We start from the raw sequence: 22413 nt of genomic DNA, 5'->3' as shown, positions 1-22413 counted from the left end.
CTTCCGCCGCATCCGCCTCCTTCCTTTTGCCCAGTTGTCTTCCCATCCCCGGACTTTTCTCCGTTCCGCTCCGCAACGCTCCCTCCGGTCACTTCCGCGTCCGGGCCGTGAACTGAACCCAAAAAGTTAGACACTTTTTGGAGGATGTTATGCAAAGAGTATTCAGTTTTGAAATACGGCTGGAAGCTGTAAGACTACATGAAGAAGAAGATCTGTCACCAGGAGCCATCGCAAAGAAAATCGGGACAGTTCATTCTGTCGTCGAAAGATGGTTAAAACTTTATAAATACAATGGAATCGAAGGCTTAAAAATCAAAGATTATAATCAACAATATGATGATGATTTAAAATCAAAAGTAATAGAACAAGTAACTGTTCAAAATATTCCGTATACAAGAGTTGCGGCAATGAACAATCTTTCACTTTCAACAGTAAAGCGATGGGTGATAGAATCAACCAAGGGGTTGAAATTGAACGGAAAGAAAAATCTGATAACCTCAGAAGAGGCAGCTGCAATTCGAGAGAAATTCAAGCATGTAAAGAATCCAGAAATCAGAAAAATCATGGAAAAGAATTACTGGCTTGAAATGGAGAATGAAGCATTAAAAAAATTGGAAGCCTTAACTCAGAATCAACAAGAGAAAAAGCAATAGCAATATCTGAGTTAAGGCAGAAATACAAGTTAAAGGATCTTCTTTTGATTTTTAATATGAAACGCAGTACTTATTATACTGCTATTCAAAATAAACCTGATAAATATGAATCAGAAAAAGAACTGATAAAGCAAATATTTCATCATCATAAAGGACGTTATGGCTACAGACGGATTACAGTGTTGGTTCGCCGGGCAGGTTTTGCACTAAATCATAAAACAGTAAAACGGCTTATGAATGAACTTGGATTAAAAAGCTATGTCAGACCTAAAAAATATCATTCTTATAAAGGAATTGAAGGAAAAGGATTCCCCAATATTCTTCAGAGGAATTTTAAGACAACTAGATTTAATGAAAAATGGGTTACAGATGTTACAGAATTCAATATTTGCGGCCAGAGAATATATCTTTCGGCGTTGATTGATTTATATAACCAGGAAGTTATTTCATATACAATTTCACATCGGCCGACATTAAACTTTGTCTGCAAGATGTTAAGTAATGTTTTTGAAAAATATAACAATCTTAAAGGCTTAATCATTCATTCTGATCAGGGGTGGCATTACAGAACTGAAAGATATACACAAATGCTAAAAATGAAAGATGTAACGCAAAGTATGTCTCAAAAAGGAAACTGTCTTGATAATTGTATGGCAGAAAACTTTTTCGGCCTGCTAAAAACAGAATTCTATTACATGAATAAATTTAGTTCTGTAGAAGAATTCAAAAAAGCTCTGGTTGAATATATTGCATATTACAATACAGAGCGTATTAAAATTGGATTAAACGGCTTGAGCCCTATTGAATTTAGAGCTCAATATGCCGCATAATTTTGTCTATAAAAAAGGGTTCAGTTCACCGATGAGGTCTTTGCTTGCTTCGGTGTCGCTCATGTCCATGTTGGTGAATACGTCTACTACGTTTCCAAGAACGCGTTTGTCCAGTTCGGGGTTGGCGTAGTTTTTTGGAAGGACGCCTTTGAGGCTTTTGTTGTCGGCTTCTATGGCAATCATGGCTTTGTCTAAGATTGTGCCGATTTCCGGTGTGTGGGCTGCCTTTGCAATTTCTGACCAGCGGGCTTCCAGAGGGACGAAGAAGATGTTTTCGGCCTCATAAGCATCCGGGTCATCTTCAAAGCCATCGCCTTATTCTACAAGTTCCTTGTATTTCTTTTCAAATGCGGTAGAGATGTATTTTAAGAAGATAAGTCCTGTAAAGATTTTGCGATAATCTGCAGCAGGGATATGTCCCCAAAGTTCGCAGGCTGCATCCCAAATCTGCTGTTCAAATCCGATGGTGGCGGAAGATGATTTAGATTTCTGGGATTTTGATTTTGCCATGATGATGTCCTTTTGTAAAATAATGATTGATTATATCATTAAAAAGGCATTTTTACTAGGAAAGCGACTGGTGATTGTGTCAGACGATGGCATTTTTACCGGTGTTTTTTTGTGGTTCCAACATTGCCAAAGTCGGTAATCTTATGAAGCAGTTCCAGTGTTGAACTTTCAAACATCTCCCTGATTTCAGCAGCTCCGAAGAATCGTTGTTTTCCGTAGGATGTTTGTTTTTTTTTATCCTTTTCTACTTTAACTCTTCAATCTCCGTCTTAATACGAAGCACAATCTTATTTTTCTGCATAAACTGCTGCTGAGCAATTTTATGAATTGATGGGACGAATGGTCTTCTGGAATTGAAAAGATAAGCTCTTTTGTTTTCGTATTTATTCAACTCTTCACCAAAAAAGCTTATTGTGTTTGTAAGCTGTTCCATCCCATTTATCTGTAGTTTTGTCATAACTTACAAAAGCTGGCTTTTTTCCTTCTTTATCGTCTGGATCAACAAGTCAAAATTCTTTTACTTGGTTTACTGTTGTGGCATAGTCGTAAAAATTTACTTGCAAAACTTAGCCTCCAGTTCAAGAAGATCTGAGAAACTGTCGTTCTGTTCTTCCAATGCCTTGTTAAGTTCGTTGTCATCAGAAGGAAGATTTTCATACGGTTCAAGAAGCTTGATAGAACCATCTGCTTTTGTTTCATAAATATGAATCATTTCTCCTGGTACAGCGGCCTTTACAGGAATAATCTTTTCTATTTCTTTTTCCGGAACGCCCTTTGTCAACAATTCTGCTGCTTTTGCACTCTGAGTAAGATAAGCAAGAATGTATGGGCTGTGGGTTGTGATAAGAAGTTTGTTTTCATCATTGTTATTTTTACATTCAAGCAGTTCGTACAGTACTTTGTTCTGAGATTGAGGATATAAGTTCTGCTCTGGTTCTTCTACAATATTTATAAAGCAAGTGTTGAAGAAGTAATGAAGAAGTTTTTCTATGTCTTTTGCAATATTTTCATTCAAAGTCTTTCCATAAATACTCCAAGTGGGAAGAACTCATGCCGAGTATTCAGAACTTTAAGAAATGGACCAAAGAGCACTGTAAAGATGCCCAGAGAACCTACCGGGATGAACAGCTGGAGCCGATAGTCGATATGTTTGTTGCTGCTTTTGCAAACTCAAACAAGGCAATCAAAGACGGATACGACAGCCAGATTAAGCAGTATGACCACGAGCTGAACGGCTACACAAAAGAGACAACCTACGGTAAAAAGCACTTTTTCGGAACTGCCGAGATAAGCCAGATGTTAGAAAGTGCAACACCAGAGCTGCTTCGTAAGATTGCAGGAGTTATTGCAGAACACGGTTGTAAGGACGTAAAGGAATGGATGCAAAAAAGTCCTTGGTACAGGGAGTTTGAACTGGGCCGGGAGGTGGAAAGGCAGCTGCGAAGAGAGCGGGAATGGGAGAGGTAACTAGTTTTGAAAAAAATCTATAATAGTAACCTTCTTTGTCACTGTCATCTGTTATAATCTCTATAAAACTATAGAAAATCTTGCTATAATACACTTTAACAAAGTTAGGAGTTCTAAAAAATGATTACTGGCGAAATAAAAACAAAATAGATTCAATCTGGGACGACTTTTTCAGTGCAGGTATGAGCGAATATCTTACTGTCATCGAACAGTTTTCATACCTTATGTTCATACATTCTCTTGATGAAGTTGAAAATGAAACTGAACAGTACGAAAAAATGTCAGGTGAAAAGAAGGAACACATTTTCCCGGAAGATAAGCAGAAATACCGCTGGCACATTTTTAAGACCTTCGAAGAAAACGAACTTTTCAATTTGATGAATAAAGAGATTTTTCCGTTCATCAAAAAAATCAACGCAAACGAAGAAAGCGCATTTGCCCGCTACATGAAAGATGCAGCATTCTCTATTCCAAGCCCGCAAACCTTAAAAGCCGTAATCACAAAGCTTGATGAACTTTTTGAAAATCCAGAAGTTCAGACCCGCGACATGCTTGGTGATATTTACGAATATGTCTTGAGCAAAATTAATTCCAGCGGACAGGTAGGAATGTTCCGTACTCCAAAACAGATTCGCGACATGATGGTTCAGCTTATCCGCCCTCAACCAATGGATACAATCTGTGACCCGGCATGTGGTACAGCCGGCTTCCTTATTTCTTCTGCTGAATTTATCCGTGATACTTACGGAAACAAAATGGGTGACAAGGAATGGGAGCATTATTCAAAAGGACTTCTTACAGGCTTTGACACAGGAAGTACAATGCTTAAAATCTCCGCAATGAACCTTCTGCTCCACTCAATCCATGAGCCGCATATTGCTTATCAGGACAGTGTTAGTAAGAACAACGAGATTGAAGGTCAGTTTGATGTTATCCTTGCAAATCCGCCGTTCACAGGAAGCGTAAATAAATCAACAATTGCAGAAAGTCTTACAAACGTTTGTTCTACAACCAAAACTGAACTTTTGTTTGTTGCCCTCTTTATCCGAATGCTCAAAAAAGGTGGACGCTGTGCCTGTATTGTTCCGGATGGAGTTTTGTTCGGTTCATCTAATGCACATAAAGCACTTAGAAAAGAACTTGTAGAAAATCATCAGCTTGCAGCAGTTATCAGTATGCCAAGCGGAGTATTTAAGCCTTATGCCGGAGTAAGTACTGGTATTCTTGTTTTCACAAAAACAGGTGCAGGTGGAACAGACAATGTCTGGTTCTATGATATGAAAGCCGACGGATATTCCCTGGATGACAAGCGTCAGCCGACAGATGCAAATGACATCCCTGATATTATTAAGCGATTCCAGAATCTTGATAAAGAAAAAGACCGCAAACGAACAGAACAATCATTCTTCGTACCAAAATCATAAATTGTAAAAAACGGATATGATTTAAGTATAAATAAATACAAAGAAGTTGTTTATGAAAAAGTAGAATATCCTGCTCCTAGTGTTTTAATAAAAGAAATAAAAGACTTGCAAAATGAAATTTCAAATGATTTGTCTGAATTAGAAAAAATGTTGGGAGAGTAATTGATGGATAAAATAATAACAAATCAAACTACAGGTGATATTGTAATCTATCAAACTCAAGATGGTCTTACTCAAATAAATGTTAAGTTTGAAGATGAAACGGTTTGGCTTACACAATCACAACTTGCAGAACTTTATCAAACAAGAAAATCAAATATCAGTGAGCACATAAAACATATTTTTGAAGAAGGTGAATTATCCGAACAGTTCAAATTGAAGGAAATCGTGAAGTAACTATAAGAGCAAATGGCAAACGGTAAAATATAAGGAAATAAGATGACTTTTGCAGAAACTGAAACAACAGAATTAAAACAGAAATTCTCAGACTCTTTGCCAAAAGAAATTGTTGCTTTTTTAAATACAGATGGTGGAACAATCCCTTTTGCCTTTGAGTTGGAAAGTGAACCCCAAAGGGATTCAAAAATTAGGGAAAAAATCATAAATGAAATTAAGAAAAATCCAAAAATTACAAAAGAAGACCTTTCTAAAAAGTTTGAACTTTCTCTTTCAACAATAAAACGAAAACTTTCAGAGATGAAAGATATTGTTTACTTTGAAGGTGCAAGTAAATCAGGTCATTGGGTCGTAAAAGATAATGAGTAAGGAAGAAAATATGAAAAATAAATGGCAAACGGTAAAACTTGGGGATGTGTGTGAAATACAATCAGGAGGAACTCCATCTCGAAGTAAAATTGAATATTGGAAAGATGGAAATATACCATGGGTAAAAATTGGTGATTTTTCAGATAAATATATCTCTAAAACATCAGAATTAATAACTCAATTGGGTTTAGAAAATTCTTCTGCAAAATTATTTACAAAAGGAACTCTATTATATTCAATTTTTGCAACTCTTGGTGAAGTTTCAATTTTAAATATTGATGCCACAACAAACCAAGCTATTGCAGGGTTAAAAATAAAAAATAACAACCAATTAGATATTAATTATCTGTTTTCATATTTAAAATCCATAAAAGATGAAGTAAATAGGATTGGACGAGGAGTGGCACAGAATAATATAAATCTTGGAATATTAAAGCAATTTGCAATCCCACTGCCCCCACTTGAAACACAACAAAAAATCGCCGCCGTTTTAGATAAAGTGCAAAAAATCATTTCAAAAAGCAAAACCACCCTAGAAAAATACGACACTCTAATCAAATCCCGGTTTATCGAGATGTTTGGGAATGAGATAGTTGAAAGCGGAAAATGGAAAGTTGAAAAACTAGAAGATGTTTGCGATTTAATTACTGACGGAACGCATAAAACTCGAAAAATTCAGGCAACTTAGGGGAAATTCGGAAATTATGCTAAAAAATAAACGAGTTTTCGCGGAAATTCACTAAAATATGATAGAGTTTCTGTAATAATTTTCTAAAACTCCACATCCCTTAGATATTGCTTGAGTAAAAATGAACAGAAACAAGGGAAAGTATGAATATTGTTTTCAAAACCTATATTTCCATGTATCAATTTTATTCCTGTAGTAATGTCAGGATAGCATTCTCCATTAATTAGAATTTTTAAAGTTTTTGCATTGCCGTTTGTTGCTTTTACTTCTACCGGGACAAGAGATTTTTTAGTCCGAACAAAGAAATCCTCTTCAAGGGTTGAATTTTCCTTCTTATAATAAAAGAGTCCGTAGCCTTGTTTGCTTAGGGCTTCAGCGATTATATTTTCATAAAGAGCACCGAGTTATTGTCAATTGTTGTGGATTGAAAAAAAGTGTCTTTTCATCAGGCAGCCTTCATTTGTTCACCGTCCACAAAAATTATATTTTTGGCGACAAGTTCAAGTTGTTTAAATCCCCTGAGCCGTCGCCAGTTTTTCTCTGCCTGAAGACAAAGCTTGAAAGCCATTGCAACAGAAGCAGCGGAAGAGCCGTTTCCTTTTGTTGACTTGTGGCGCAACCTGACTGTTGCAAATGTCGATTCAATCGGATTCGACGTTCTAATGTGAGCCCAATGTTCCGCCGGATAATCATAAAAGCGGAACAAATCCTCCTTGTCTTTTTCAAGACATTCCGTTGCCTTCGGATATTTTTTTCCGAAAGTTTCTATAAATAAGTCGTAGGCTTTCAAGGCGTTTGCACGTTTGTCTGCCTGCCACATATCCCGAATCATTTTTGTGGCCTGAGTCTGCACACAGTCAGGCAATTTGTCCAGAATGTTCATGGACTTGTGGAACCAGCATCTCTGAATTTTTAGCTGGCCCCAGATTTCATCAACTGCATTTTGAAACCCAAGCGCTCCGTCGCAGACTGCCAATTTTGGTGCTTTTGTCAGTCCGCGGAATTTCAAATCAAGCAAAACTCCACGCCAACTTTCCGTTGACTCGCGAATTCCGGCCTGTACAGCCACAAGTTCTTTTTTGCCTTCAACAGTTACGCCAATTATTACCAGAAGGCAGGTCTTTTCACCGTCAAGCCGGGACTTTACGTAAATTCCGTCTGCCCAAACATAAACGTATTCCTTTCCGGAAAGATCTCGTTTGCGCCATTCGTCATATTCAGCCTGCCATTTTACAGTAAGCTTTGTTATGACTGACGGACTCAGGCCCTTTGCTTCTTTACCAAGAACATCATGGAGCATGGCTGAAAACTTGTTTGAAGAAATTCCTGCAAGGTAGGCAGCGGAAAGTATTGCTTCTACTGTCGGAGTTTTTCTTGCAAACGGAGGAAGGACTTTGCTTACAAAGCGATCCTTTTCTTCAAGTGCACGGTCATCAACTCTGGGAAGCCTGACTGTAACGTAACCGTTTGTAGTAAGAATTGTCCGTTCTTTGTGAAAGCCGTTTCTTACTACAAGTTTGTTTCCGGTTTTGTCTACGATAGAAGAAGTTTTATTAAGAAAACGCTGAACTTCATCCTCGTAAAGACTTTCAATTACTTCACGTGCTCTTGCGCGGATTGCTTTTTCAAGCAAATCAATCGTTGGACTATTGGAATTTTCTTCAATTTCCAGTATTCTTTTCATAAGAGGTCTCCTTCGGTGTTTATTTTTTTTTCCAAAGAAAACTATACCTTAGACAGACCTCTTTTTCTATGCCTTCTCAGGCAATCCACAACTTTTGATTATAACTCAAGAGCACCCTTGTATACATTCATGTTTTTATTTGCCCTTAAATCCTCCTGGGACTCTTCATCAAGACTTGCAATTAAAAGACCTGTATCTTTAAAATATACTTTATACTTGTCATCTTCATAATTTCCTTTTAACGGAAGGTCCGGAGTATGGAGACATTGGCAGATATTTATAATTCCGGAGTCATTAAGCCATTCAATGCAACCCCAATAGTCCTTAAATTTAGCCCCTTTTGCAACTTTAGAAATCTGGAATTTCTTATTTTCCTTTGCCAGCTGTACAGGGATATTATTAAAAACATTCAGGACTTTTGTTTTATCAATACCTTTAACGTATTTTTTTATATCTTCCTTGTAATCTTCAATCAGTTCTTTTTGAAGTTGCAGAGTTCCTTGGAATTTTTTTTGTTCAATATAAGTGCTGACAACTTTCGGCATACCGCCAAGAATACAATAATCCAGAAAAAGTTCGTTCATAACATTCATCGTAGCCTGATTTAACGGAGTTGAATTTCTCATATGTTCCAAAAGTTCATCAAGTAAATCCTGCCCGTAGCCTTTTGCCCATAGAAATTCTTCAAAATCCATGGACTGCATTTCAAATTCAGACTTATAGCCTACACTATTGCTGGCAATTTTATTATAGTTGATTCCGAGCATCAAACCGCTGCAAATTATGAAAGTTTGGAGTAAACGTGGCCGTTGAATGATGCAGAATACAATTCCTGCTTTATTTGTAGACTATTACATTTAGCTTAACTATGGCGGCAGGACTTTTTTTTATTTACAGCCACTAAATCAATGAAAAATTTTAACCGTATTTAACCGCTTTACGAAACGGTTAAATACGGTTAAAATATAAAAAAAAGAGGTTTAATATGCAGGATAATAATGCTTTGGAAAAACAACTAGCCGAGTTACCGTCAGGTTATATTACTCACAGAACCATAAACAATAAAACTTATTATTACCATCAGGGAACAAAAAACGGACAACAGTTCAGCATTTCTGTTTCAGAAAAAGAAGCAGAAGAACTGGAAAAAAATATTGAGCTCCGTAAATCCCTGGAAAAGAAATTAAAAATGCAGATAAAATCAACCTCAAAAAATTCAGAATCCGCTCTTTCAGCCTCAAATTTTAATACCAGTGTTTCTTTTGGGAAAAACTTAAGAACTTCAATTCAGCAGGCTGCAAGATTCCAGAAGCGTGACTGCTACGCAACAATTGAAGAATATCTTTACAGTGAAACGATTGATAAAGTTTGTGTAATTTACGGACTCCGCAGAACCGGGAAAACGACACTGTTAAGGCAGCTTATGCTTTCATTCAGCGAGGAAAACTTTTCAAAAACCGCTTATATAAAATGCCAAACAAGTGACACAATCGCGAATTTGAATAAAGATATAATTCTTCTTCAGGAAAAAGAATTTAAATATCTTTTCATTGACGAAGTTACTCTTATAAATGATTTTATAGATTCTTCATCTTTGTTTTCTGATGTATTTGCAGCCCAGGGAATGAAAATTGTTCTTTCCGGCACAGATTCACTTGGTTTTAACTTTGCCATAAATGATGAACTTTATGACAGGGCTGTAATGGTTCACACCACATTTATACCTTATAAAGAACATTCAAGGCTTTTGGGTATTAATGATATTGATGATTATATCCGCTACGGCGGAACTTTGAAAGCTGGAGAAATTGACTTTGAAAGCAAGGAAATAAATGCAAAGGATGCTTCTTTCAGAGATGATGAATCAACACGTTACTACATTGATACAGCAATCTGTTCAAATATCCAGCACTCTCTTGAATGTTTTAAGAACGGAAGATATTTCCGCCACCTGAAAACTTTGTATGAAGCAGATGAACTTACAAATGCAATCAACAGAATTATAGAAAGCATGAACCATGATTTTGCAGTAAAAATCATCACGCAGGAATTCAAGTCAAATGACCTTCGTTCTGCAGCCCAGATGCTCCGGTCTGCAAAAGAAGATTCAAAACGCACAAATATTCTTGACACAATTGATACTTCATTTGTTCTGGAAAGACTTAAAAATATTCTTTCAATTAAAGAAAAGGATCAGCAGACAATAGGAATTACTCCGGTTCATACTGAAGAAATAAAAGAATACCTTGCGGCTCTTGATTTGATTGAAAAAATCAATATTGAGACACGTTTTGCAGACAAGCCCCAGTTAAATGCTTCAGAAATCTATTACATTTTTACCCAGCCCGGAATGAGGTTCTGCCAGGCACAGGCTCTTGTCTATTCTTTGATGAATGATCCCCAGCTTGCAGATATTGATGTCACAACACGTAAACTTATTTCAGACAAAATTTTTGATGATGTCCGCGGCCGGATGCTTGAAGACATTGTTTTGCTTGAAACAAAAAAATCGCTTGAAAAAAATTGGAAAAACCAAAAGAAGGTTTTTAAATTAAGATTTCAGTCAGGCGAATATGACATGGTTATTTCAGATTTTGAAAATTCAACCTGCCAAATTTTTGAAATAAAACATTCTGCAGAAATAGTTCCGAATCAGTACAAAAATCTTGTAAACACAGAAATGACCTCTCTTACAGAAAAGTTTTTCGGAAAAATAACCGGAAAGACTGTAATTTACAAAGGTCCAGACAAGACAACAGAAAATGGAATCGAATATAAAAATGCAGAAGAATATCTTTGCGGTTTGGAACTATAAGTCAGCCTCACTCGCCCACTCTTCTCCATTCCTGCCAGCCGCCGGTGGGAGTTCTTGTGTATATGGCAATTTCTTCTGCGGTGAAAGTTTCATTCAGATTCAGTTCTGCAAAATGCTTTAATGTCTTGCCAGAAAAACTCCTCCGTTTTTCTTGAGCCATTTGTCCCACTTTTTGTATTCGGGATAGATTGAAATCACTTCATCAAAGAAGGCTCTGGAATGGTTCATGTGGTGGCGGTGAACCAGTTCGTGAACAACTACAGAATCTAGAACTTCCGGCGGCATTAGAACAAGAAGGCAGTTGAAGTTCAGATTTCCTTTTGCACTGCAACTTCCCCAGCGGGATTTTTGCAGACGGAGGGCTGATTAATTACGAATACAATAATTTTTCCAAAGCCTCGAATACAGCTTCGATTACTTCATTTCTTGAGTTGTAGGATTTTTTACAGAATTCATTGTCGATGGAATATTTCCATTTGTCAGAATCTCTGAAATGGAACAGCACTACGATGTGATTCTTGATTTTGAGATATTCATTTCCCCTGCCAGACTTTTTCCAGGTTCTTTTCTTAAAATTGAATTTTCTGGCTTCCTTATTTTTGAAGGCTGCCTCGCGTTTCTTCGCACGTTCTATATTTCCTTCAAGTTTTCCGGCACATACGCATCCGCAGTCAAGACTCAAGCCAGAATCATGAACCATGTGATGAACATAACGGATTATCTGCCAGCCGCACATTTCACAAATTCCGACCGGAGATCCAAGGTCAGTAACACCTGTGCAGGACCAGCCGGTTTTTGGAAAATTCGGGTCTTCCCAGTGGTTAGGGGCAGCATCAAGCTTTGCCTTTAATTCAGGCGGGATTTTCTTTTCATCAGGAATTTCCTCTTCATCTTCTCCGTCTTCTGTAATTTCAATTTCTTCAACAGTTTCAGAAACGTCTTCACCGTTCTTTTCTAACTCAGGCATTTCAATGGTGAATTCTTCTTTATCAATGTCTTCGTCCCAGTGTGGAAGACTTCTGTATTCTTCCTCCTTTTCGGTTTTCTGTTCAAAAAGAGTTAATTTATTCAAATCATCTGTCGGCTGCAATGAATTGTCAATTTTCTGGGGAAGAGAATTTGATTCAATTTCTGGAGGAAGATATTCAACTTCTTTTTCCTGAGGAAGGGCTTTAATTACAGGAAGACTTTCATGTTTCTTAGAAAAATAATCTGCGGAAATACTTCTTGGCAGCGTCATATTTTCAAACTGGACTGTATAGACCTTCCGCTTTGTGTCAAAAGAAATAACTCTGCCTTTGCCGAAAATATGATGTTCCACATACAGCTCGCCGCTCTGCTGTTCCGGAGGAAGTTCTTCTGTTATTGAAAGGTCAAGTCTGTGCATATAACCGAAAGCCTCTCGTTCTAGGTCATCACTGATTATGCCGACTCGTTTGTAGTTCTGTTCACCTATTTCAAATAGAAAACGTGACGGAAGTTTCTTGATTCCGTTCTGTGACTGTCCTTCGCTGTCCATAAGATAAAGGGTTTCCTGGGCTCTTGTAATTGCAACGTAGCAGAGGCGGCGCTCCTCTTCAAGACCGAGTTTTTTACGCTCTTCAATTGTGCGGGAAGAAGGAAAAATCCCTTCGGAAAAGCCGATGATAAAAACTACCGGAAATTCAAGTCCTTTTGAGGCATGAATTGTCATAAGTTTTACTGCTTCTACTGGCTTGTCCGTGTCTTCTGTAGACATAAGGGCAATCTGCTGGAGGAAGCCTTCAAGATTGATGTCTTCTCCGAATCCGCTTTCAAACTCGTTTGCAATGCGCTTGAATTCAGAAAGGTTGTCCAGCCGTTCCTCATCTCCAAGTTCTCGGATATACTGCTCGTAGCCTGAATCAATGCAGACACGGTTTACAAGCTCGCTGATTTTAAGACGGTCTTTCAGAGCTTTCAAATTTTCTATCAAAGAAACAAACTGACCTCCCCCGCTACCGTTAAATGCCTGGTCTCCTAAATGTGTTTTTAAAACTTCATAAAGGCTTTTGTCTTTAAGATCTACGTCAAAAAGATTTATTTCGTTATTTTCCCGGATTCTTTCAAGGGCTGCAACGCGGGTTCTGCCAAACTTTCGGCGCGGTGTATTGATAATTCTCTTGAATGAAAGGTCATCGTTGAAGGCGATAAGACGGAGGTAAGCAACCACATCAAGAATTTCCATGCGTTGGTAAAACTTCACGCCGCCATAGATTTCATAAGGAATACCTTCTTCAACAAGTTTTCGTTCAATAACACGGGAAAGAAAGCCTGAACGGTAGAGAACTGCAAAATCAGAATATGACTTACCCTTCTCTTTTTTTATCTTTCTTATTGTTTTTACAATCTCTTCAACTTCCTGATCTTCGCTTTTTGCATGAATATGAGTTACTGATGGTCCGGGGAGAGTCCTTGTAAACAAGTCCTTTTTAAGGCGGAGTGCATTCTTTTCAATCAGGGTGTTGGCACAATTCAGAATCTGGGGAGTAGAACGGTAATTCTGATTCAGGATAATAGTTTTTGTTCCGGGATGATTCTTGTCAAAGTCTACCAGAAGTTTAACATCGGAACCGCGCCACTCATAAATATTCTGGTCAGGGTCTCCGACAATCATAAGGTTCTGATACTTGCCGGAAAGAATATCAACAAGCTGCATTTCAATAGAAGAAGAATCCTGAAACTCATCAACCTGAATATAGTTCAGCCGTTCCTGCCATTTATTGCGGACTTCTTCGTCATTAGTCAAAAGGTAGATTGCATACATCATCAGGTCGGTAAAATCGAGTGAATAAACCGCTTTCTGGCGCTGCATATATTCTTCGATAATCTGGTCATCGAGAGTATTGATTTCTGAAAGAAGCTGAACCTTATCCGCCTGCGCCATTCTTTTTACATAAGAAATATCCTGCTTCTTCTGTGCAATTTTCTTTATAATACTCTGAAAGTTTGCCCAATCCAGTTTGAGTTCATATTTCTGATAGATTTCTTCAAGAAGAGTTTTCTGCTGGTAAGTATCGATAATTTGGAAACCTCTGGTAAGAAAAAGTTTTTCTGGATTCTCGCGGAGAAGACGGGCACAAAAGCCGTGGTAGGTGCAGATAAGGGAAGTGGAATATTCAGGTCCGATGAGTTTTGAAATACGTTTTTTCATTTCCCCAGCCGCCTTGTTTGTAAAAGTAACGCAGAGAATATTTGACGGGTCAATTCCATATTCGGTTACAAGGTAAGCATAACGGCTTACAAGAAGTTTTGTCTTACCGCTCCCCGCCCCTGCAATTACACGGACATAACCTTCAGTTTCCCGCACAGCCTGAGTCTGTTTGTTATTTAAGTTTACAAAAATATCCATTTTCAAGTTCTATCTTTTCAACAATATGAGTTGTTTCCGAATCGTAAATTGTTTCAGAAAAATCTCTCGGTAAGCATGGGAAAATATTGCTCAAAGCTTGATACAAAATATTTCTGACCATAAAGAAGCTTACGGGCAAATCCGGTTTTACTGCTGCCCGTTGGGCCTAAGATAAAATAATTTTTCATACTGCCTCCATGCAAAAACCGGCTGCAGGGAACGCAAATTTTAAAGGAGGTACTGCGCGTTTCCTGTGCCGTTTTGCTTTATGAGGTTAGTATAAGGCAGGTAGTATGACAAAGAGTGTCATAGTAAATATTTTTTTAGTTTTTTGCTTTTTGTCTTATTTTTTCTTAGATTATTTATTTTGGCTCATAGCACATAAGTGCTGAAAAAAAAGCCACTCTACACCGTATATGGATGCCGCCGGGGACGGCGGCAAAAAGAAGACAAAAATTAAATTAAGCTTTATAATATAATTAACCTATGATAAAATTCGACAATAAAAAGGAGAATTGAATGAAAAAGTTAATTATTTTTAGTGTTATTTTTTCTGCCTTTCTTGTTGGCTGTTCAAATTTTAACGACCTAGAAACAGTCGGCATAAACAATTCCAATAATAGTGAATCAAATGTTTTAAGAACCCAATTTAAAAACGCATTAGAAAATAATGCAGTTTCATTTTCCAGAAGTGCATCTTCTGTAACAGAATGCAATTCTGAAGTTCTTGAGGTGGCAGAAGATACATCAACATCAGATTTTCTTCTTGAAAATGAATTGATTTCAAGTGTTGCAGCTGCTTATATTTCAAAAGTCGAAAATATCATAAATGATGAGTCCTTATCTGTTGAAGATACAATTTCTAATATCGAAGAAATTGAAAATGATGCAAAATCGGCATTGTCGAAAGAAGAATATGAAGGCTTCATAAATTTCTCTGAAATGTCAATTGCCGCAATTGATTACTATACAGAAAATGATGAGGCAGCAAGAAGTATAGGCTCATGGCTTCGTAAGAAAGCAAAAAATATTTGTTGCGCGGCAATTTCTGATGCCATCGGATCATTTATAGGTTGGAAAATAGGTTCAACCATAGGAGGAATAACACTTCCGGTTATAGGCTACATTCCGGGAGGTGTCGTAGGAGCAGTTTCGGTAGGCGTTGCGTCAACAGTTGCCGACTGGAAGGCAGGTGGTATATCCATAAAAGTCAGCTGGAGCAAATAAATGAGAAACATAAAATTATTATTTTGCGTATTCTTTTCATTTTTTACCGTCAATTTCTTATCTTCACAGGAATCAAATAAAAATAATGAATCAATGGCAATGGACAACATAGATAATCCCATTGTTTTTTCAGAAACAAATGATTTTATAATCCACTACAAAAAATGGGGATTTTCGTCATTTGATACATTCCAATTTGCTGATTCTGAGGTTCCATTAACAAACAAAGAGTTGAATAAAATTTTACTTCCAGTTGAAGGAAATAAAAAATTGATGAAAAAAGCAACTTTCTGGAAATGTATTACTTATACCCTTATAGGTTCATTTATAGGCACGGGAATTGCAAGTTACTACTCCGAAAATGATTCTGATGCTAAAATTATAACCGGTTCATTGAGCTTAATATCTCTATTAGCCTTTGGAATTACAAATGAAGCCTCTGTATCTTACAGAATGCAGGCAATCGATAATTACAATTTATCTTTAACAAAATAAGAAGAACCATATAACTTCGGCTTCGTGTGGAAAGTGGCTATGCGCCACCGCATTTTAGGGATATATTTTTCACGTTACGGAAAGAAAAAAAAGAACATTACAAGTTTAAAATATAAAGGGGTGCCAAGAGAAAATCTCAAAGCACCCCAAAATCGGCAGCAAGTTTTATTTTTACGAAACAGACGGACTTTTTAATCCTTGCTGCTTACCATAATTTCATCATTTACAGGTCTTCCAACAGAAGCCTGGTTTTTAAGACAAAAGCAAGAGCTTAAGTATTCTTATCATATTACTATAAACATATTATAAAGCAAAAAGCTTTTTCACTTGTAAATTATAATCGTAAACAAAAAGCCTATTGCTGCTGCATAACAAATTTGTAAGAGCGTGGGTATCAAATCTTTGCCGTTCAGTAAGTTTACAATATGCCCCATGCCGAATGTGATACTTGAAATGAAAACTGCAAATTTTATATTATTAGAGCGCCTGAGCGTACACGTCAATAAGACAGTTGTGCAACAACTGTAAGTTTTTAAGAACAGTGATATCTTTACCATTCTTAAAATACCTTTCTACAAGAACAGTTTTTTTTTGTTTTTTTTTAATTCTGAAATAAAATATTTTACTTCTTTTAATTCAGAATAATTCAAAGAATAATGCGACCATTTTCCGTCTTTTCGGGATTTTACAAGATTACAATCCGAAAGAATTTTCATATGATGAGAAAGTGTCGGCTGCGTGATCGACAAGTCTTCAAGAATTTTGCAGGCACAAAGTTCACCGCTGGAAAGCAGTTTTAAAATTTTAATTCTGTTTTCACAGAAGCGGCGTCATACGTCCGCTTCGCTACCGTTTGCCGAGGGGAAGCTTATTAACTGCTTCTGTTTTCACAGAAGCGGCGTCATATAGATTGGAAGAAAAATAATATCTTCTTTTATTGTAAAATCTTCAGGATGAATTACATAACAAGTTCCAACGTATTCCTTATATTTAGTTTTAAACTTTTTCAAAATCTTTTGTTTTACGAAAAGTATCTACAACTTTAGGCATTCCTCCAATAATTAAATATTGACGGAATAAGTTCATTACCTTTCTATGTAATGCCTGACCCAAGGGTTGTTTTTCTGCGAAACATTTTTTAATATATTCAAATAGCTCCTCACAAATATTGATTTTTCTAAACACAAATTTAACATAAATATCGATTTTTAACAACTTAAATTCAACATAAATATTGAATTTTAATATGCGCAATTCATTTCATCGTGCAGACAATTCTTTTACTTTTTCTTCTATTATATTAATCACTTTTATAAACTCTGTGTCGCTTTTGCCGGTCGGGTCTTCGAGTCCCCAGTCTTCGCGTAAATTGCGTACACAAGAATCTACATCCCGCATGTTTTTTCTGGCAGGTAACTTTTAAGGAAATAATCAACTGCAATTTATTCAATTGAAGGACTGCATATCGATTATTCATAATGGCCTTTGCACGATGCAATTTTCCTGCCAGTACAGGTAGTCTTCCCATGTTTTATCAAAACAATTTTTTTCACTATTCAACTCTATGGAAAAAATTGTATATATTAAATTACATTTTATAAAGACAGTATCTGTTAAATTCTTTATTAATCTATATATAAGTTATCTATCTTCAACAAAAGATAGCCTTCTATATTAGAATAACCATTATAGAACTGATTATTCAATTTCAGACGGAAAAATAACTTATTATGGTTATGCAGAAGATAAAATCGGTTTAAATAAAGAAGACACAATTACAGCAACTTATACATTAAACGAAGACGGAAATAATTCAACAGTTACAATCAAATTTACTTCCGGAGATTTGAAAGATAAAGAATATACTCTAAAACTCAATCTTTCATCAGATATTTATTCCTATTCAAAAACTACTAACTAATTAAAACATTGCTAACGCATTGTAACATTTATTTCAGAATCTCACTACCGAATAAACATAATCAGTAATGAGATCCTGAATCAAGTTCAGGATGACAAAATATCAAGATAAAATTACTCGTCATTCCAGACACCGCTCCAGAATTTCTGTCTGCACTACTCTATTTTTTTACTTTCTTTATCTAATGAAGATTTTTTTCTATTGTATTCAAAAAGGGAAAGTCCTTGTTGATTTGCGGAACGGATTTTTTTTAGGTAATTGCTGTTCGGGCAAATTGATTCTGCTTCTGAAAGCAATGAATTGCATCGTTCAAATTCTTTTTTTTCAAACAAAAGTTGAGATAAAAAAATATCTGCAAAATACTTTTGGGAATCTGTAACGGCACATTCACGAGCTTTTTCAAAATAAGATAAAGTTTTTTTCTTTGAACCGCCGGCAATTCCTGGAGCAAAATAATACCATTGGCCAATGTTTGTTAAAGCGTAAGAAAGATTTGGATTACATTCTAAAGCTTTTTCATAAAGCGGCCGAACGCTTGTTCCGTATTTTAAAACATCGCCGACGGAATAACCCATATAGCATGAAGTTATGTCTGCCTGTGTGCAAAAAAAGTATGCGTCATTTATCTGATTATTTTCTACAAACGATTCAATTTTTTTAAGCTGATTTCCTAAAATCTCGTGCTGAACTTTTGCCTGACCTGGTTTTTCATAAAGATAATTATATTTTTCCATTATTATAAAATTTTCTAGAACAATAGTTTCCATTTCAGAAAGATCAGAAATTTTATCTTTGTTCTTAACTGCAAAAGAATCAATTTCAGAATTTATTTTATCAGTTTCAGATTCTTCTATTAAAGAAAGATTCATTCTAAGATCAAAAAAAGAATCAATTAAAGCAAGTGCATTTTTAGTCATGTCTTGCGAAAAAGAAAAAGTTGTATTCAAAAAAAATATCGATAAAAAAATTGTCTTAAATATTTTCATGATTTAATCTTCTTCGTATTTAAGAGGAATTTTGTATGTTTCTTCGTAAACTTTTTTCCAGACTGAATAATTTTCGTTCATCATGTATTCAACATTTTCTGAAAGTGAAAGTTCCGGTTTTGGGAAAATCGGTTTGCAAATGTGAATTGTATATTCCTGAACAAAAAATCCGTCTGAATCGAGAATGTCGCTGTCCTGCATTGTAATAAATACCGGAAGAACCGGTCTTTTGTTTTTTACAGCAAGTGTATAAGCTCCTTTGCGAAGAGGTTTTGGCTTTCTGTAGTTCCACCACATGCTCTGTTCTGGATAAATTAAAATGTAATTTCCGTCTGCAAGAAGTTTTTTTACTGCCTGAAGGAATTCATTCATTGTTCTGTGGCTTGAACTTAACGGAAGAGTGTTGCAGTTACGCATTAACATTCCGTAAAATCCTGGGAACGATGTGTAATTTCCTTCCTTTATAATGCGGAAGAATTTTCCATGTTTTGTTTTTTTATGAATTTCATCGTAAACAATTTGAATCGCAAAACTGTCAAGAGCGTTAAAATGGTTACATGTAATCATTGCTCCGCCGGTAAGCAGATCCAAATTTTCTTTGCCTTCAACAGATTTGATTATCATCTGTTTTGACTTTACCATTTTTCGAATAAAATTTCTTGCAGCTTTAAATGCAAAATAAGCTTTGATTCTGCTTGAAAGTTTTTTCTGCTGGTAGTCGACTTCACCAGGTTGAATTTGTCGTGAAGGTGGATCATCTTCTACATCTTCTTCAAAACGGCCGGTTTTTTCGTATTCTTTAATTTTTGCAAGAACTGCAAGTCGCTCCGGAGATTTTTGAACGCCAGTATTTACTGTTGTTTCTGAAGATTCTACAGTTTCTTTTTTCTGTTCAAAAAGTTTCTGACGGTTAAGATAATTGTCTTCGCGGTTTGCTTCGTCGATTGCCATCTGTGCAAGACGTTCACCAGAAGCTTTGTCATTTGCACGCTGTTCGTCTGTGTATGCGTCCAGAACTGCAACAATCTGATCGTAAACAGGTGTCTGTTTTGCGTATTCCCAGAAAAATTCCTGATGGCGACAATCTCTGTAATGCCACGGTTTTGAAGTCATAATGTAATGAATGATTTTAAAATCTTTTGGCTCGAATAAAAGCTTTCCAAACATTTCGACGTTCCAGTTATTTTCGATCCAGAGAACTTTGTCTTTGCAGATTAAATTCAAATAGTCTTCATCCTGCGTTACAATAAATGAATATTCGTGAAGAAGTTTTATAAAGCGTTCAAGCAGATTTTTTTCGCGGAACTGCTTGCAGTTTATTAAAATCATTCCGGCGTTAAAGAATTTGTTGCGGCTGATTCCGAGACATTTTTCTACGTAATTTCCGTAGCATTCTTCCTGGACCATTGCCTGCTCGTTACAGGCACCGACGTAATTGTCGCCCAACTCGTGATTGTACAATTCTGAAATATCGCCAAGAATAATCATATCACTGTCGACATAAAGTGCCTTGTCCAATTCTGGGAACATTTCGGAAATAAAAAGGCGGTAATATGTTGTCTTTGAATAATAGTCGCGGACATGAAGTTTGTAGTTTACGCTCTTTAAATAATCTGTAACATCGTCAAATGTAATGTTGAATGTTTCGTCAGAAAGCGTGAGCGTAACTTTTTTCATTTCTTCACTCATCTTTGTGTAAAGAATATGGATGTCGTAAATATAATCTTTTGACGCATTTGCTTTTAATGAAGTAATTGCAACAATTGTGAATTTTACAAAGTTATCGTCGCAGGCAAAAAATATTGGTATTCGTTTATTGTTCATCATTTTCTTTTATTTCCTTATTAAACTTATTAATCTGATAAATATATTCAAATAAAATATCGTCAAACTGAAAGTATCTGAATATTTTATGAATTTGCGTAACCTGCCATTGCTTGATATTTGCAACATGTGGATACGGCAAATAAAAAAGACGCTGCGAAAAATGTCTTACAACTGTCCAACTGTGAAGAAATTTCTGGTCGTTGAATCTTTGCGGAAGAAGTTTCTTTTTTGTTGTACTGCGGATTAAAGCACTTTGATCTGCAAATACAAGTTTTTTTGTTTTAATCAATTCACGGGATTTTTTAAAAATTCCTGTTTCCCGACATTTTTCCATATTGAATAAAAGAACACCTGCATTTATATATCTTGGGTGAATTAAATATTTTCCGTAATGGTCATTTGCTGCAGCATATTCAACATTTGAAACGTCGATATCATAAAGCAAAGTTATATCCCGGTTGAACAACAAGTCTGCATCAAGGTACAAAAATTTTTCAGGCATTCTGGGAACCAAATCTGCGAAAAGCCGGAGCAAAGTGTATGGTGAACAATAACACTGTTCGTTGGGACTTCCGCGGAATTCTGTGTTGTAAATTGAAGTTACATCAATTTTTGTTACTTCATTCTGCGGATTATATTCTTTTAAAAGATTGTCCAAAAACTTGACCTGATTGTCAGAAATTGGAATATAATTTTCTTTTAAATCCCGCAAATCCATTGTATATATTAAAATTTTAAATGGTTCTGTTGTCTGTGTTCGCTTTACTATGGAAAGTGTGCAAGTCATTATTCCGTCAAAAACTTTGTCATTTCCACAAAAAAGTATGTTTCTCATTTTTAATCCTGATTGCCGCAAATTGGAGATGACGGCGCTGTTTATTTATTAGACACATTAAATGTACTTTGGTTGCATATTTTACTTTATTTTACAGTATTATCTTCTTTTTTTATATACTTTATCAGTTCGATGTTATTCAATTTTGAACGTTCTGTCATTGCGTTAAAAACTTTATTTCGTAAATCTTCACGCTGTTCTTTTGTTGAAAGATTTTTGTCCGGATAAAACGGTCCGTCAACATAAGTTATAATTTGCGGCGACTTTGAAAACTTGCGCTTGCGGTATACATTTGTAAAGCAAAATGTCGGCACATCATATTGAACAGGATATCTGAACGAAAGAGATGTAAACGGTCTGATTTTTGTGTAAAACGGCCAGATGTGCGCTTCGGGATAAATTGTAATTACTTTTTTCTGGCGTACACGGGTTTCGATGCATTTTAAAAAGTTACGTGTTGAATCCATATCATCAGGAAGCGGAATTGCACCAAGACTTGGAGTTATTGCGCCTAAAACCGGCATAGAAATATTATTCGGATGAACGATTACATGAACGCTTTTGGGAACAGAAACCATTGTCGGAATAAGAGCATCACACATATTGTGCGTATGATTTCCGTAAAGAAAAAATGCAGTTTTTTTTGCCTGCTTGATTAATTTTCGGTTTACAATTTTATGTCTGTATGCAAGTTTTAAATAACAAAACGCAATCGGAAATGCAAAAATTCTGTACCAGAAAAAACGCGTAAACTTTTTCCAAATTGAATTGTAAACGTATTTGTATTCAGCACCGATTTTGCGAGGCTTTATGTTATCAAAGGCAAACTCGTCATTAAGTTCGTCTTTATAATAAATAACTTTTTGTTTTAGTTTCATTAGTTTATTCTATCTTTTAAAGGAAAAATTTTCAATAT

At 36.0% G+C, this 22413-nt stretch carries 24 protein-coding genes and 2 pseudogenes; 10 read left to right on the top strand and 16 right to left on the bottom strand.

The features are described 5' to 3' along the window. Positions 1–149 precede the first annotated feature (149 nt). Both IWA51_RS00700 and IWA51_RS00695 read left to right on the top strand, forming a co-directional pair. Positions 150–653, top strand: coding sequence for a helix-turn-helix domain-containing protein (locus IWA51_RS00700; protein WP_198442769.1), 504 nt, complete (start codon positions 150–152; stop codon positions 651–653). Continuing rightward, the gene (locus tag IWA51_RS00695) at positions 602–1483 is read left to right on the top strand and encodes an IS3 family transposase (RefSeq protein WP_198443635.1); all 882 of its coding nucleotides are present in this window, start codon (positions 602–604) and stop codon (positions 1481–1483) included. The genes IWA51_RS00700 and IWA51_RS00695 overlap by 52 nt, the downstream gene beginning before the upstream one ends. Positions 1484–1489: 6 nt before the next feature. Here IWA51_RS00695 and IWA51_RS00690 read toward each other — a convergent pair. Both IWA51_RS00690 and IWA51_RS00685 read right to left on the bottom strand, forming a co-directional pair. Then, positions 1490–1993: pseudogene (locus IWA51_RS00690) on the bottom strand (type I restriction-modification system subunit M N-terminal domain-containing protein). A gap of 553 nt (positions 1994–2546) precedes the next feature. Next, positions 2547–3008 carry an AAA family ATPase gene (locus tag IWA51_RS00685; RefSeq protein WP_230402674.1) on the bottom strand — a complete coding sequence of 154 codons (462 nt, stop codon included), beginning with the start codon at positions 3006–3008 and terminating at the stop codon, positions 2547–2549. A gap of 35 nt (positions 3009–3043) precedes the next feature. Between IWA51_RS00685 and IWA51_RS00680 the strand changes: the two genes are divergently transcribed. From IWA51_RS00680 to IWA51_RS00660, 5 genes are all read left to right on the top strand, one after another. Continuing rightward, positions 3044–3460 carry a hypothetical protein gene (locus tag IWA51_RS00680; RefSeq protein WP_198442768.1) on the top strand — a complete coding sequence of 139 codons (417 nt, stop codon included), beginning with the start codon at positions 3044–3046 and terminating at the stop codon, positions 3458–3460. Between the two features lie 182 nt (positions 3461–3642). Further along, positions 3643–4884: a class I SAM-dependent DNA methyltransferase gene (locus IWA51_RS00675; RefSeq protein ID WP_198442767.1), complete on the top strand. Its 1242-nt coding sequence runs from the start codon at positions 3643–3645 to the stop codon at positions 4882–4884. Positions 4885–5049: 165 nt separating this feature from the next. Then, the gene (locus IWA51_RS00670) at positions 5050–5280 is read left to right on the top strand and encodes a virulence RhuM family protein (protein ID WP_198442766.1); all 231 of its coding nucleotides are present in this window, start codon (positions 5050–5052) and stop codon (positions 5278–5280) included. A 42-nt stretch (positions 5281–5322) separates the two neighbouring features. Next, the gene (locus IWA51_RS00665; RefSeq protein ID WP_198442765.1) at positions 5323–5649 is read left to right on the top strand and encodes a winged helix-turn-helix transcriptional regulator; all 327 of its coding nucleotides are present in this window, start codon (positions 5323–5325) and stop codon (positions 5647–5649) included. A 10-nt stretch (positions 5650–5659) separates the two neighbouring features. After that, complete coding sequence (locus IWA51_RS00660) at positions 5660–6337, top strand: restriction endonuclease subunit S (RefSeq protein ID WP_198442764.1); 678 nt, start codon at positions 5660–5662, stop codon at positions 6335–6337. A gap of 83 nt (positions 6338–6420) precedes the next feature. Here the strand turns inward: IWA51_RS00660 and IWA51_RS00655 are convergent. The 3 genes and pseudogenes from IWA51_RS00655 to IWA51_RS00645 all read right to left on the bottom strand — a co-directional run. Beyond that, positions 6421–6726 (bottom strand): annotated as a pseudogene (locus tag IWA51_RS00655) (DUF4143 domain-containing protein); the annotation flags it as partial. Positions 6727–6782: 56 nt separating this feature from the next. Beyond that, positions 6783–8021 carry an IS256 family transposase gene (locus IWA51_RS00650; protein ID WP_198441892.1) on the bottom strand — a complete coding sequence of 413 codons (1239 nt, stop codon included), beginning with the start codon at positions 8019–8021 and terminating at the stop codon, positions 6783–6785. A 98-nt stretch (positions 8022–8119) separates the two neighbouring features. After that, a complete protein-coding gene (locus IWA51_RS00645; RefSeq protein ID WP_198442763.1) occupies positions 8120–8788 on the bottom strand; it encodes a DUF4143 domain-containing protein in 669 nt (222 codons plus the stop codon). 218 nt (positions 8789–9006) lie between these two features. Here IWA51_RS00645 and IWA51_RS00640 point away from each other — a divergent pair, with 218 nt between their 5' ends. Continuing rightward, positions 9007–10836 (top strand): AAA family ATPase, encoded by a 1830-nt coding sequence (locus tag IWA51_RS00640; protein WP_198442762.1) that lies wholly within the window; start codon positions 9007–9009, stop codon positions 10834–10836. A 117-nt stretch (positions 10837–10953) separates the two neighbouring features. On the opposite strand, the gene IWA51_RS00635 is transcribed toward IWA51_RS00640, so the two are convergent. The 3 genes from IWA51_RS00635 to IWA51_RS12755 are packed head-to-tail and all read right to left on the bottom strand — an operon-like array spanning position 10954 to position 14394. Further along, positions 10954–11190, bottom strand: coding sequence for a M48 metallopeptidase family protein (locus IWA51_RS00635; RefSeq protein ID WP_198443633.1), 237 nt, complete (start codon positions 11188–11190; stop codon positions 10954–10956). A 16-nt stretch (positions 11191–11206) separates the two neighbouring features. After that, complete coding sequence (locus tag IWA51_RS00630; RefSeq protein ID WP_198442761.1) at positions 11207–14206, bottom strand: ATP-dependent helicase; 3000 nt, start codon at positions 14204–14206, stop codon at positions 11207–11209. A gap of 53 nt (positions 14207–14259) precedes the next feature. Continuing rightward, positions 14260–14394, bottom strand: a complete 135-nt coding sequence (locus IWA51_RS12755; RefSeq protein WP_268969394.1) for a nucleoside/nucleotide kinase family protein — start codon at positions 14392–14394, stop codon at positions 14260–14262. Between the two features lie 331 nt (positions 14395–14725). On the opposite strand from IWA51_RS12755, the gene IWA51_RS00625 reads away from it, so the two are divergent. Together IWA51_RS00625 and IWA51_RS00620 are read left to right on the top strand one after the other, a co-directional pair. Next, the gene (locus IWA51_RS00625) at positions 14726–15433 is read left to right on the top strand and encodes a hypothetical protein (RefSeq protein ID WP_198442760.1); all 708 of its coding nucleotides are present in this window, start codon (positions 14726–14728) and stop codon (positions 15431–15433) included. Then, the gene (locus IWA51_RS00620; RefSeq protein WP_198442759.1) at positions 15434–15928 is read left to right on the top strand and encodes a hypothetical protein; all 495 of its coding nucleotides are present in this window, start codon (positions 15434–15436) and stop codon (positions 15926–15928) included. It begins immediately after the preceding gene. Positions 15929–16251: 323 nt separating this feature from the next. Here the strand turns inward: IWA51_RS00620 and IWA51_RS12860 are convergent, their stop codons facing one another. The 8 genes from IWA51_RS12860 to IWA51_RS00580 form a co-directional block, all read right to left on the bottom strand. Then, positions 16252–16485, bottom strand: a complete 234-nt coding sequence (locus tag IWA51_RS12860; RefSeq protein WP_198442758.1) for a CPBP family glutamic-type intramembrane protease — start codon at positions 16483–16485, stop codon at positions 16252–16254. 15 nt (positions 16486–16500) lie between these two features. Then, complete coding sequence (locus IWA51_RS12750) at positions 16501–16689, bottom strand: ArsR/SmtB family transcription factor (RefSeq protein WP_408059019.1); 189 nt, start codon at positions 16687–16689, stop codon at positions 16501–16503. Between the two features lie 235 nt (positions 16690–16924). Continuing rightward, positions 16925–17113, bottom strand: a complete 189-nt coding sequence (locus tag IWA51_RS00605) for a hypothetical protein (RefSeq protein WP_198442757.1) — start codon at positions 17111–17113, stop codon at positions 16925–16927. Positions 17114–17188: 75 nt separating this feature from the next. Then, a complete protein-coding gene (locus IWA51_RS00600; protein WP_198442756.1) occupies positions 17189–17326 on the bottom strand; it encodes a low molecular weight phosphatase family protein in 138 nt (45 codons plus the stop codon). A 678-nt stretch (positions 17327–18004) separates the two neighbouring features. Next, positions 18005–18835, bottom strand: a complete 831-nt coding sequence (locus IWA51_RS00595; protein WP_198442755.1) for a tetratricopeptide repeat protein — start codon at positions 18833–18835, stop codon at positions 18005–18007. A gap of 3 nt (positions 18836–18838) precedes the next feature. Beyond that, positions 18839–20662 carry a glycosyltransferase gene (locus IWA51_RS00590; protein WP_198442754.1) on the bottom strand — a complete coding sequence of 608 codons (1824 nt, stop codon included), beginning with the start codon at positions 20660–20662 and terminating at the stop codon, positions 18839–18841. Then, on the bottom strand, positions 20649–21497 hold the full coding sequence (locus IWA51_RS00585; protein WP_198442753.1) for a glycosyltransferase: 849 nt from the start codon (positions 21495–21497) through the stop codon (positions 20649–20651). The genes IWA51_RS00590 and IWA51_RS00585 overlap by 14 nt, the downstream gene beginning before the upstream one ends. A gap of 86 nt (positions 21498–21583) precedes the next feature. Continuing rightward, positions 21584–22375: a lysophospholipid acyltransferase family protein gene (locus IWA51_RS00580; RefSeq protein ID WP_198442752.1), complete on the bottom strand. Its 792-nt coding sequence runs from the start codon at positions 22373–22375 to the stop codon at positions 21584–21586. Positions 22376–22413: the final 38 nt, after the last annotated feature.

Source organism: Treponema peruense (genome assembly GCF_016117655.1).
In the GTDB taxonomy this organism is placed as follows: Bacteria; Spirochaetota; Spirochaetia; order Treponematales; family Treponemataceae; genus Treponema_D; species Treponema_D peruense.
The sequence above is the reverse complement of the archived record's forward strand: the minus strand, read 5'-3'. Positions and strand labels throughout refer to the sequence as shown.